This window comes from Streptosporangium nondiastaticum, from assembly GCF_003011965.1.
GTDB lineage: Bacteria > Actinomycetota > Actinomycetes > Streptomycetales > Streptomycetaceae > Streptomyces > Streptomyces nondiastaticus.
Genome location: NZ_PXWG01000184.1, coordinates 1 through 11,379, shown reverse-complemented (window position 1 = coordinate 11,379; position 11,379 = coordinate 1). Strand labels below are relative to the sequence as shown.

9 protein-coding genes and 2 pseudogenes are annotated in these 11,379 nt (G+C 73.9%); 4 read left to right on the top strand and 7 right to left on the bottom strand.

Annotation, left to right across the window (positions count from 1 at the left end; genetic code table 11):
• Window positions 1–141: 141 nt before the first annotated feature.
• From B7P34_RS33015 to B7P34_RS33005, 3 genes are all read left to right on the top strand, one after another.
• Window positions 142–1,032 (top strand): PP2C family protein-serine/threonine phosphatase, encoded by an 891-nt coding sequence (locus tag B7P34_RS33015; protein WP_223268478.1) that lies wholly within the window; start codon window positions 142–144, stop codon window positions 1,030–1,032.
• A gap of 107 nt (window positions 1,033–1,139) precedes the next feature.
• Window positions 1,140–2,507, top strand: a complete 1,368-nt coding sequence (locus B7P34_RS33010) for a vWA domain-containing protein (RefSeq protein ID WP_106681852.1) — start codon at window positions 1,140–1,142, stop codon at window positions 2,505–2,507.
• 67 nt (window positions 2,508–2,574) lie between these two features.
• Window positions 2,575–3,702, top strand: a complete 1,128-nt coding sequence (locus tag B7P34_RS33005; RefSeq protein WP_106681851.1) for an FHA domain-containing protein — start codon at window positions 2,575–2,577, stop codon at window positions 3,700–3,702.
• On the opposite strand, the gene B7P34_RS33000 is transcribed toward B7P34_RS33005, so the two are convergent.
• The gene (locus B7P34_RS33000) at window positions 3,683–4,693 is read right to left on the bottom strand and encodes a methyltransferase domain-containing protein (protein ID WP_106681850.1); all 1,011 of its coding nucleotides are present in this window, start codon (window positions 4,691–4,693) and stop codon (window positions 3,683–3,685) included. The genes B7P34_RS33005 and B7P34_RS33000 overlap by 20 nt on opposite strands.
• Before the next feature lie 122 nt (window positions 4,694–4,815).
• Here B7P34_RS33000 and B7P34_RS32995 point away from each other — a divergent pair.
• A pseudogene (locus tag B7P34_RS32995) lies at window positions 4,816–5,205 on the top strand (globin); the annotation flags it as partial.
• A gap of 21 nt (window positions 5,206–5,226) precedes the next feature.
• Here B7P34_RS32995 and B7P34_RS32990 read toward each other — a convergent pair.
• The 6 genes and pseudogenes from B7P34_RS32990 to B7P34_RS32965 form a co-directional block, all read right to left on the bottom strand.
• A complete protein-coding gene (locus tag B7P34_RS32990) occupies window positions 5,227–5,976 on the bottom strand; it encodes a hypothetical protein (protein WP_106681848.1) in 750 nt (249 codons plus the stop codon).
• Window positions 5,973–6,404, bottom strand: a complete 432-nt coding sequence (locus B7P34_RS32985; RefSeq protein ID WP_106681847.1) for an acyl-CoA thioesterase — start codon at window positions 6,402–6,404, stop codon at window positions 5,973–5,975. The genes B7P34_RS32990 and B7P34_RS32985 overlap by 4 nt, the downstream gene beginning before the upstream one ends.
• A 2-nt stretch (window positions 6,405–6,406) precedes the next feature.
• Window positions 6,407–8,071, bottom strand: coding sequence for an energy-dependent translational throttle protein EttA (ettA, locus tag B7P34_RS32980; RefSeq protein ID WP_106681846.1), 1,665 nt, complete (start codon window positions 8,069–8,071; stop codon window positions 6,407–6,409).
• Window positions 8,072–8,405: 334 nt separating this feature from the next.
• Window positions 8,406–9,827, bottom strand: coding sequence for a Cys-Gln thioester bond-forming surface protein (locus B7P34_RS32975; protein WP_223268477.1), 1,422 nt, complete (start codon window positions 9,825–9,827; stop codon window positions 8,406–8,408).
• 338 nt (window positions 9,828–10,165) lie between these two features.
• Window positions 10,166–10,765 (bottom strand): single-stranded DNA-binding protein, encoded by a 600-nt coding sequence (locus B7P34_RS32970; protein ID WP_223268476.1) that lies wholly within the window; start codon window positions 10,763–10,765, stop codon window positions 10,166–10,168.
• A gap of 136 nt (window positions 10,766–10,901) precedes the next feature.
• Window positions 10,902–11,379: pseudogene (locus tag B7P34_RS32965) on the bottom strand (hypothetical protein); the annotation flags it as partial.

Below are 11,379 nucleotides of genomic sequence, written 5' to 3'. Positions count from 1 at the left end.
GCGCCCGACCCGCGCACCGGCGCTGTGCTGGGGGTCCCTCCGCAGGCCGGCCACGCGGCCCCCGGGGCGCCTCCCGGGCCGGGCGCGGTCCGCCCGGGCGCGGGCGGGACCGGGCGGAGCTGCGGGTCGTGCCGATCCGGCATGATCGACAAGGACGGGTACTGCGAACACTGCGGGCATGCACAGCCGCGCGAACGGGATCACATGGAGCACGAGTTGCCAGGCGTCGCGGCGGTCAGCGACCGCGGACTGCGCCACCACCGGAACGAGGACGCGTACGCCGTGTCCGCCATCGCCCTCGCCGACGGGGCCCCGGCCACCGTCGCCGTCGTCAGTGACGGCGTGTCGTCCGCGACCCGCCCCGACGAGGCGTCGGCGGCGGCCTGCGCGGCCGCGCGGGAGCTGCTGGTCACGGCCCTGCCGCAGGGCGAGGACCCACGGGAGGCCACCCACGACGCCATCATGCGGGCGGCCGAGGCCGTCAACTCGCTGGCGGCGCCCGCGCGCGGGCCGCTGCAGCACGACCCGCACCGCCACGAGAACGCCCCCGCCTGCACGATCGTGACGGCCGTCGTCACGGGCGACCTGCTCACCGTCGGCTGGGTCGGCGACAGCCGCGCCTACTGGGTGCCGGAGGACCGTTCCACCCAGCCCGCCCGGCTCACCGAGGACGACTCCTGGGCCGCCCAGATGGTCGCGGCGGGCCTGCTGTCGGAGGCCGAGGCGTACGCGGACGAGCGGGCCCACGCCATCACCGGCTGGCTGGGGGCGGACGCCTACGAGGTCGAGCCGCACACCGCGTCCTTCCACCCCGACCGCAAGGGCGTGGTCATCGTCTGCACGGACGGGCTGTGGAACTACGCCGAGTCCGCCGAGCTGATGGCCGAGGTCACCCCGCCCGACGCCCGGACCCGGCCGCTGGAGTGCGCCCGGCAACTGCTGGCCCACGCCCTGGACGGAGGGGGCCACGACAACGTAACAGTGGCCGTACTGCCGTTCCCCCTGGCGCCCGAGGGGGCAGGATCGGCCTGAGGCCGGGGCGGTCGCAGGGGGGATGCAACGCCGGTGCCCGCGCGGCACCGCGCGCCGGCCCGCCCCCTCGTGCCCCGGCACGGACGGAGTACCGAGGAGCGGATCAGATGGCCAATTTCTCCAAGAGCGGCGGGCACCGGTTCACGGTCGACGTGTACCAGAACGCCCACCTGCCCGAGGGCGGGCGCGAGGTCGACGCGATCGTCACCGTCACCGCCACGGGCGGCGGGACCACGGCGACGGTGCCCCTGTCGGCCGTGCCCCACCAGTCCCCGTCCTCGCACGGCCTGCGGCCCGCGGGGCCGGACGCGGCCGTGGTCGTCATGGTCGACTGCTCGGGCTCGATGGACTACCCGCCGACCAAGATGCGCAACGCCCGTGCCGCCACGGCCGCCGCCATCGACACCCTGCGCGACGGCGTGGCCTTCGCCGTGGTGGCCGGCACCCACCAGGCGAAGGAGGCCTACCCCGGCGGCGGGCGGCTCGCCCTGGCCGACGCCACCACCCGGCAGCAGGCCAAGGAGGCCCTGCGCAGGCTGACTCCGGGCGGCGGCACGGCGATCGGCACCTGGCTGCGCCTGGCCGGGCAGTTGCTGGAGACGTCCGAGGCGCCGATACGGCACGGCATCCTGCTCACCGACGGCCGCAACGAACACGAGGAGCCCGACGCGCTGCGCGCCTCTCTGGAGCACTGCGCGGGCCGCTTCACCTGTGACGCGCGCGGCGTGGGCACCGACTGGGAGGTCAAGGAGGTCACCGCGATCGCCTCGGCGCTGCTGGGCACCGCCGACATCGTCGCCGACCCGGCCGGGCTCGCCGCCGACTTCACGCGGATGATGGAGACCGCGATGGGCAAGGAGGTCGCGGACGTCGCCCTGCGCCTGTGGACGCCGCAGGGCGCCGAGGTGAAGTTCCTCAAGCAGGTCGCGCCCGCGCTGGAGGCGCTCACCGAGCGGCGCGTCGAGGCGGGCCCGCGCATCGGCGACTACCCCACCGGTTCCTGGGGCGACGAGTCGCGCGACTACCACCTGTGCGTCCGGGTGCCCGCCGCCGCGGTGGGCGAGGAGATGCTCGCCGCCCGGGTCTCGCTGGTGCTGCCCACGCCTGACGGGTCCTCACCGCAGGTGCTGGCCCAGGGGCTGGTCCGGGCGATCTGGACGGACGACCTGGCCGCGTCGACCTCCATCAACGCGCAGGTCGCCCACTACACCGGCCAGGCCGAGCTCGCCCGCTACATCCAGGAGGGCCTGGACCTGCGCCGCTCCGGGGACCTGGACGGGGCGACGGCCAAGCTCGGCCGCGCCGTCCAGCTGGCGAACCGCTCCGGCAACGAGGACACGGCCAAACTCCTCGCCAAGGTGGTGGACGTGGTGGACGCCGCGACGGGTACTGTGCGGCTGAAGGCGAAGGTCACCGCGGAGGCGCAGATGACCCTCGAAACGCGCTCGACGAAAACCGTACGGGTGAAGAAGTAGCGCCGGGCCCGCGCGACGCGCACCGGCGACGACCGCAACGAACGGCACACGAGGGGGATCAACCGACATGCCGACCTGCCCGAACGGCCACCAGTCGACGGCCGAGGACTGGTGCGAGGTGTGCGGCCACCGCATGTCGGGGGCGCCCGACCGGCCCGTCCCCTCCGGTGCTCCGGGAGCCGGCGGGGCCGTCCCGCCGCCGCCCGCCGCCCCGCCCGCGGGCGCGCCGCTGCCGCCCCCGAGCGGCCCGCAGGGCGCCCCCGGCTACGGCTACGGACCGCACACCGGTGGCGCGCACCCCGAGCACACGGGGGACACGACCGTGCAGGCCGAGCTGTGCCCGCACTGCCGCACGCCCCGCGAGGCGCAGGCGCCCTTCTGCGAGGAGTGCCGCTACAACTTCCTGACGCGGACGGGCGCCTCCTTCGGGCCGCCCCCGCCGCCGGCCCCGCAGGGGCTGCAGTCGGCGCCGCCTCCGCCGCCTCAGCACACCCAGCCGCCGCAGTCGTACGAGTACTACGGCTCGCGCCCGTCGCGCATCAACCGCCCCGCCGAGCCGCTCACTCCGGAGACGCACCCGGCCTCGCCCTACGCGGACCCGGCCTACGGCGAGTCCCCCTACGCGGACTCCCCGTACAGCGAATCGCCGGCCTACGCCGACGGCCCCGACGGCGACTGGATGCTGCCTCCGCCGAGCACGCCCCCGGCGCAGCCCGCGCCGCCGTACGGCTACGAGCACGGGGCGACGGGCGGCGTGCCGGGCCAGCAGGGCGCGCAGCAGCAGGCGCCGGCCGCGTGGACGGCCGTCGTGGCGCCCGACCGCGAGTACTTCACGGCGATGATGAACCGCAGCGGACCCGAGGCCGCCGGGCTCAACCTCCCCGCGTACTCCCCCGAGCTGCAGCTGCAGCTGAGCGGGCCGCAGGTCACGGTCGGCCGGAAGCGGCACAGCACCGGCGAGTCCCCGGACATCGACCTGTCGCGCCCGCCGGAGGACCCGGGCGTCTCGCACCAGCACGCGATGTTCGTGCAGCAGCCGGACGGCACCTGGGCGGTCGTCGACCAGGACTCCACCAACGGCACGACGATCAACGGCTCGGAGACGCCGATCCAGCCCTACGTGCCGGTGCCGCTGCAGGACGGCGACCGGGTGCACGTGGGGGCGTGGACGACGATCACGCTGCGCCGGGGCTGACGCCCGCCCCGCGCGGGCCCGCGGCGCCCAGCGGCCACCGGTACGGCCCGTCCGGGTGGTCGACCCAGGCCCACTGGGCGTCGCCCGCGACGGAGACGCCGTAGCGCTCGCGGCCCGGGCGCCCCAGGCCGCGCCACAGCTGGTGGGCGTCGCCCGGGTCCAGCGCGCCCGCGGTCAGCGCCAGCAGGAAGCGGAAGCGGTCGCTCTGCAGCAGCCGGAAGGGCAGGCCCCGTACGCGCGGCACGGGCGCGGGGGCGGCGCCCCGCAGCGGGACGAAGTAGGCGGGGGTGCGCAGGAAGCGGCCCTCGGCGTGGGTGGCGTCCCTGACCCGCAGGGCGATCAGGCCGGTGGCGAGCGGGGCGAGGACCAGGCCATCGGGCCGGGTCTGGGCGAGCCAGGCCGGCGGCACCCGGGCGATCGCGCAGGTGGCCAGGATCCGGTCGAAGGGGGCGCGCCACGGGCAGCCGTACGCGCCGTCGCCCGTGACGACCTCCGGGTGGAAGCCGGCCTCGGCGAGGTGGGCGCGGGCGGGCCCGGTGATCTCCGGGTCGAGGTCGACGGTGGTGACCTTGTCGTCGCCGAGGCGGTGGGCGAGCAGGGCCGCGTTGTAGCCGGTGCCCGTGCCGATCTCCAGCACGGTGTGACCGTCCTGGACGTTCAGGGCGGCGAGCATCTTCGCCATCAGGGAGGGCTGGCTGCTGGAGGAGACCAGCTCCCCGTCCCGGACGTGGGTGCCGAGCGGCTCGTCCGCGTAGACGCCGACCAGCCAGCTCTCGTGCCGCAGGGGATCGGGGTCGTCGCCGGAGAAGCGCTGGTAGCCGCCGACGACACCGACGTAGTAGGCGGGGACGAACAGCTCCCGGGGCACGTCGGCGAAGGCGCGCCGCCACCGGGGGTCGGTGAGCTCGCCGGCGGCCCGCAGCCCCTCGACGAGCTCGCCCCGCAGCGCGGAGGAGAGCTCGGCGTCCCGCTTCAGGTGCGTACCGCCCATGCGTCCACTGTGCGCCACGGTGGCGGCGCTCGCGCCGTGGCGCGGAGAGGACTCTCGCCGGGTGGACCGAAGGACCTACGTCCCCCGTCCTCGGCCGGTCCGTCTGAGACCATGGAGGGGTGATGGAGATTCCGCGCGGCACCCTTCAGGAGCAGACCTTCTACGAGCAGGTCGGCGGCGAGGAGACCTTCCGGCGCCTGGTCCGCCGCTTCTACGAGGGCGTGGCCGCCGATCCGCTGCTGCGGCCGATGTACCCGGAGGAGGACCTCGGCCCGGCCGAGGAGCGCCTGGTGCTCTTCCTCATGCAGTACTGGGGCGGGCCGCGGACCTACAGCGAGAACCGGGGCCACCCGCGGCTGCGGATGCGCCACGCCCCCTTCACCGTGGACCGGGCCGCCCACGACGCGTGGCTGCGGCACATGCGGGACGCGGTGGACGAGCTGCAGCTCGCTCCGGAGCTGGAGCAGCAGCTGTGGAACTACCTGACGTACGCGGCGGCGTCGATGGTGAACACCGCGGGCTGACGCCCCCGCTCAGGCAGGGGTGACCGTCAGCCCCGGGAGCCCACCTGTCCGTACGGCGACCGAGCCGTACGGCGTGCTCAGCCGCAGCCAGCCGGACGCCGCGAACAGCGCCACGGGCTCTTCCGGCGCGAGCGCCGTGCCCGCGCCGCCCCGCGCCGGGGCGGTCGCCACCGCCCGCACGGGCCGCAGGAAGCCCAGGGACTGCGCGGCGTGCACCGCGCGCAGCGGCAGGTCCGTGTCACCGAGCGTGCGGGACCAGATCTCGCGGCCGATGCGGTCGCGCTCGACCCGGGTGCGCCGGTGCTCGGGCAGCTCCTCGTCGCGGGCGCGGAACTCCGCCACCGCCGCCCCGACCGCACCCCGCAGGGCCTCCTGGCCGGGGAGCCCGGGCACGCGCCGCCAGCCGCCGCGGGGCGGCAGCACACCGGCCCAGGGCGGGCCGGTGACGGCGTCGGGGACGGTGATCTCCAGCTCGCCGGAGGGCTCGGCGGGCGCCGCGTCCAGGGCGTCGGCGAGCTGCCCGGCCGAGACGGTGACGTCGAACGCCCCGCCGCGGGCCAGCCGGGCCGTGCGCACCGCGAGGACCTCGAAGGACGGCGGGCGGCCGAAGACGCCGAGGACGCCGTCGGCGGCCTGCAGCCGGACGACGGCGGCACGGTCGTAGTGGATCAGCCGGGCCAGGAAGGCGACCAGGTCGGCCGCCTCCCCGGCGTCGGCGAACCGCAGCCGGTGCCCGGGCGGAGGCTGGAGCCCCGTCATGCGGCGACGGCCTCCTCCGCGGCGTCGTCCCGGAACTCCTCCAGGAACATGCGCTCCTCGTCGGTGATCCGGCGCGGCCGGCCCGCCTCGAAGTCGAAGGGGACGACGACGGTGCTGGCCCGCACGTAGACCTGGTCCTCGTCCTTGACCTCGTAGGCGACGGTCAGGGACGCGGCACCCACCTTGGTCACCCAGGTCTCCACGGTCACCGGCGCGTGCCGGTGGACCAGGGGGCGCAGGTAGTCGATCTCGTGCCGGGCCACGACGGACCCGCCCTGGAACGACTCGCTCCCCTCCCCCGGCGCCAGCCGGAACATGAAGTCGATCCGTGCCTCTTCGAGGTAGCGGATGAAGACCGCGTTGTTGACATGGCCGAAGGCGTCCATGTCGGACCAGCGCAGGGGACAGGAGTAGAGGTGACGCGCCACGCTCAGCCCCGGGTGAGCTTCTTGTAGGTGGCGCGGTGCGGACGGGCCGCGTCCGGGCCGAGGCGCTCGATCTTGTTCTTCTCGTAGGACTCGAAGTTGCCCTCGAACCAGAACCACTTCGAGTCGCCCTCGTAGGCCAGGATGTGCGTGGCCACCCGGTCCAGGAACCAGCGGTCGTGGGAGACGACCACAGCGGCGCCCGGGAAGTCGAGCAGGGCGTTCTCCAGCGAGGAGAGGGTCTCGACGTCGAGGTCGTTGGTGGGCTCGTCGAGGAGGAGCAGGTTGCCGCCCTGCTTGAGGGTCAGCGCCAGGTTGAGGCGGTTGCGCTCACCACCGGAGAGCACGCCGGCCGGCTTCTGCTGGTCCGGGCCCTTGAAGCCGAACGCGGAGACGTAGGCGCGGGAGGGCATCTCGACGTGGCCGACGTTGATGTAGTCCAGCTCGTCGGAGACGACGGCCCACAGCGTCTTCTTGGGGTCGATGTTGGCGCGGCTCTGGTCGACGTACGAGATCTTGACGGTCTCGCCGACCTTGATCTCGCCGGAGTCCGGGGTCTCCAGACCCTGGATCATCTTGAACAGCGTGGTCTTGCCGGCGCCGTTCGGGCCGATGACGCCCACGATGCCGTTGCGCGGCAGGGTGAAGGACAGGTCGTCGATGAGGACCTTCTCGCCGAAGGCCTTGGAGAGGTTGTTGACCTCGACGACGATGTTGCCCAGGCGCGGGCCCGGCGGGATCTGGATCTCCTCGAAGTCCAGCTTCCGCATCTTGTCGGCCTCGGCGGCCATCTCCTCGTAACGGGCGAGGCGCGCCTTGGACTTGGCCTGGCGGCCCTTGGCGTTGGAGCGGACCCACTCCAGCTCTTCCTTGAGGCGCTTCTGGCGCTTCGCGTCCTTCTGGCCCTCGACCTTCAGACGGGCGGCCTTGTTCTCCAGGTAGGTGGAGTAGTTGCCCTCGTAGGGGTGGGCGCGGCCGCGGTCGAGCTCCAGGATCCACTCGGCGACGTTGTCCAGGAAGTACCGGTCGTGGGTGATCGCCACGACGGTGCCCGCGTACTTGGCCAGGTGCTGCTCCAGCCAGTTCACCGACTCGGCGTCGAGGTGGTTGGTGGGCTCGTCGAGGAGCAGCAGGTCGGGGGCCTCCAGCAGCAGCTTGCAGAGGGCGACGCGGCGCTTCTCACCACCGGAGAGGTTGACGACCGGCCAGTCGGCGGGCGGGCAGCCCAGGGCGTCCATGGCCTGCTCGAGCTGGGCGTCGAGGTCCCAGGCGTTGGCGTGGTCGAGCTCCTCCTGGAGCTTGCCCATCTCGTCGAGCAGGGCGTCCGAGTAGTCGGTCGCCATGAGCTCGGCGATCTCGTTGAAGCGGTTGAGCTTGCCCTTGATCTCCGCGACGCCGTCCTCGACGTTCTCCAGGACGGTCTTGGACTCGTCCAGCTTCGGCTCCTGCATGAGGATGCCGACGCTGTAGCCCGGCGACAGGAACGCGTCACCGTTGGACGGCTGCTCCAGACCGGCCATGATCTTGAGGACGGTGGACTTACCGGCACCGTTGGGGCCGACCACACCGATCTTCGCACCGGGCAGGAAGCTCAGCGTCACGTCATCGAGGATGACCTTGTCGCCGTGCGCCTTGCGCGTCTTGCGCATGGTGTAGATGTACTCAGCCAAGAGAAACCGTCCGGCAATCGAGAAGGGCCAATGTGCGGCTCCGCCGCGTGAGGGCAGATACACCCATCTTGCCGCACCGGACGCCCGGGGCGGAAACCCGATTCGGGCGCGGCCCGCTCACGGGCCGCCGGAGGGCGGGCGCCGGAGGGCTTTCCGGCCCTCCGGGCGCCCCGGGCGGGGCACCGGACCCCGCCCCGCGGCCCGCGCGCCGGGGCCCGGAGGATCACTCGCGGGCGGATCACTCCCGGGCCCGGTGCGTCACTCCCCGGCGGATCACTCCGCGGCTCGGGCCGGGTGCGTCACTCCCCGGCGCATCATTCCCGGGCCGGGTGCATCACTCCCCCGCGGACGCCCGCTCCCTGCGCAGCAGGTAGACCGCACCGCTGCCGGCGACGATCAGGGCGATCGCTATCCCGGCGATCGTGGGGGTGGTGTCGCTGCCGCCGGTCGCGGCGAGGTCGCCGTCGGCCCTGACGGCCGCCTTGCCGGTGCCGCCGCCCGTCGACGCCGGGCTCATACGGGAGGCCAGGGTGGCCTTGGTGCCGCCCTCGCCCGCGGCCGCGGCGCCGGAACCCGCGCCGTCCTCGTGGCCGGATCCGGCGGCCCCCTCCGCCGGGGGCGCGGCCGCGGTGGCGGCGAAGGTCGCGCAGTCCATGATTCCGGAGAAGGTCCTGGACAGCCCGCCCGGCCCCGTGATCGTGAACCGGTAGGCCCGGTCCTCGCCGACCTTCACCAGCGTGGTCTCGGAGCGGCCGGGGGCGACGGTGTGCGTCCGGCCGGCCAGCTCGTAGGTGAAGGGGGCGTCGCCCTGGTTGTCGGCGGTGACGTCGACGCCGCCCTTGGCGCAGTTCTTGCGGGCGGACAGGGCCGGGGCCGCGCCCTTGGCCGTCCAGTGCGCGGTGGCGCCCGCGGAGACGGTGCTCTCGCTGGAGCCGGCCAGGATCTGCGTCTGGGTGGTGGTGTGGTCGCCGACGAAGACCCGGCCGACCGGGACCTTGGCGGCGCCCGAGGCCTTCAGCGACATCGAGCCGTCGGGGGCGCCCGCCGGGACGTCCACGTAGAACTCACCGCCGTTGCCGGTGGCGGCGACCGGCTTGCCGTCCTTGTCGACGATCTTCACGCCCCGGGCCACCGCATCACCCGAAGGGGTGACGGTGACACTGCTCGCCGTGGTCCGCACCGTGACCGGGCCGAGCTTGCGGCCCGGCTTGCCCGAGAGCGCCGACGGGCTCAGCGTCAGCGACGCCTCCGGCTCCTCGACGTCCTTCGCGGTCTTGTAGAGGTAGTCGGCGAGCTTGGCGGCCGCGGGGTCCTTGGCGTCGACCTGGGCCGCGTCCGAATACCGCCAGATGGCGACCTGGGTGCCGGCGGCGGCGGTGTTCGCGTCGAGCGGGCCCGAGCCGGCGTCCTTGGCGAGCGCGGCGAGGTCGTTCACCTGCGGGTAGGAGTGCTGCAGGATCCAGCGGATCTTCCCCGCGTCCTTGTTGGCGTGCAGGGAGGACTCGGCCGCGCCGACCTCGCGGTAGCGGGCGCCGTCCACGGTGTTGGTGAGGATGTCGACGCAGTACGTCTGCAGCGAGCCGCCACCGTCGACCTTCATCTCGAACAGGCCCGCCGGGATCTCGGCCGTCCGGCGCCGGTCGTGCACCACGACGCCCGAGCCGGCGGTGATCCCGCCGAGCGTGGCCGTGACGCCCCCCGGGTTCTGCGGCGCGTCGTCCGCGGCGGCGGGGCCCGCCGCGGCTATCGTGCCCACCGCGGCGAGTCCTGCTGCCAGGCAGGCTGCGGCAAGGCGGGCGGCTCCCCGCCTCCTGACAGAAATCATCGACTTCCTTCCGGGCGAACGCAGATCAAGTCGGCGCGCCTCGCCACCGAACTCAAGACTCAGAAGCCCCCGTTGCACGCTGTCGCTCGCAGCCGTTGACACGTCGCCGCGGCCCCCCGTTGCACGTTGCTGTGAACGTGATCTTAAGGAGCGGGCACGGCGCCATCCCCACGCGGGGGGCCGCTCAATCGATCCGAATCGGAATCGTTACCAGCGAACCGCGGCCCGGCCCGGCAATATCGATAAATCGCCGGGACAAACCGGGTGTTTCAGAAGGGCGGCACCTCGGCGCCGGCGGCCGCGGGCTCCCGATCCGGAATGGCCGGAGCGGCTCCTTCCGCCGGACCCGCCGCCAGTCGGACCGGGTCTGTCGCCAGTCGGACCGGGTCCGCCGGCATTCGGACCGGGTCCGCCGCCGTTCGGACCGGCTCCGTCGGCAGCGGCCTCGCCGGCGACACCCGGCGGAACACCGACGTCCCGCGGCTCAGGTCGTGGCCGACCGACACCGCGTCAATGTCCGCCGACAGCCACCGCTTTCCCTCGCGCTCCTCTTCCCGGATGCGCAACTTGCCCTGCACCACGACCGGTTCCCCCACGCCGAGCGACGCCGCCACGTTGGCCGCGAGGGCGCGCCACGCCCACACCGTGTAGAAGCTCGTGTACGCGTCCGCCCACTCCTCCTTGGCCCGGTCCCAGCGGCGCACCGACGCCGCCAAACGGAACCGCGAGGACGCCGCGCCGTTCGCGGCCTCCCTGAATTCCGGCTCCGTCGCGACGTTTCCCACGACCGTCACCAGCGTCTCGTTCATGCGGATCCCCCCGTTTTCGCGTCCGTCTTTCGCGTTCGTCGCGTTCGGCAGCTGCTGCATGTGCTGCGGTGAAGCTGCTTCGTGGAGCCATGCTGCCGGGGTCCGGGAGATCTCGCCGGGGGCTGTGGACGACGGAGCGATTGTGGACAACTCCGTCACCTTCACGGGCGGCACACCGAGTTCAAGAGCGACGCCCTCAGGCCTCCCCGGCCGCGATCACGTACTGGGCGCGGACTTCCTGATACCGCAGCAGTTCCGCGGCGACGGGCTCCAGCACCCGCTCCCGCCCGCAGCCCGCGGCGGCGTTCCGCAGCCGCCGCTCCGTCTCCAGTCCGTAGCGGCGGGCCGGGCCGCGCGCCATCGCCCGGCAGCACCAGGCCAGGGCCGGCCCGCTCGCGACGGCGCCCGTCAGCAGCAGCGCGGGGATCCACCACTCGCCGCCCCAAGCACCGGTCAGCAGGGCCAGCAGCCACGCCGCGGTGAGCACCTGCAGCGCCGACAGCACCCATTGCACGGCGGCCGCCACGGCCCACCAGCCGGGCCGGACCGGCCGGGCCTGACCGGCCGCGCGTGCCCGCCGGCCTGCGATGATCCACCCGCCCGAGCGGCCACCGGTGCGGCCGCCGTCCTCCGGAGACCCGGCCTGGCGCCCCACGCTCGTGCACCAGGCGCTC

Excerpts from the sequence above, each read along its gene's own strand:
- B7P34_RS33015 (WP_223268478.1), top strand. The coding sequence starts at position 142 with ATGATCGACAAGGACGGGTACTGCGAACACTGCGGGCATGCACAGCCG.
- B7P34_RS33010 (WP_106681852.1), top strand. The coding sequence starts at position 1,140 with ATGGCCAATTTCTCCAAGAGCGGCGGGCACCGGTTCACGGTCGACGTG.
- B7P34_RS33005 (WP_106681851.1), top strand. The coding sequence starts at position 2,575 with ATGCCGACCTGCCCGAACGGCCACCAGTCGACGGCCGAGGACTGGTGC.
- B7P34_RS33000 (WP_106681850.1), bottom strand. The coding sequence starts at position 4,693 with ATGGGCGGTACGCACCTGAAGCGGGACGCCGAGCTCTCCTCCGCGCTG.
- B7P34_RS32990 (WP_106681848.1), bottom strand. The coding sequence starts at position 5,976 with ATGACGGGGCTCCAGCCTCCGCCCGGGCACCGGCTGCGGTTCGCCGAC.
- B7P34_RS32970 (WP_223268476.1), bottom strand. The coding sequence starts at position 10,765 with ATGCAGCAGCTGCCGAACGCGACGAACGCGAAAGACGGACGCGAAAAC.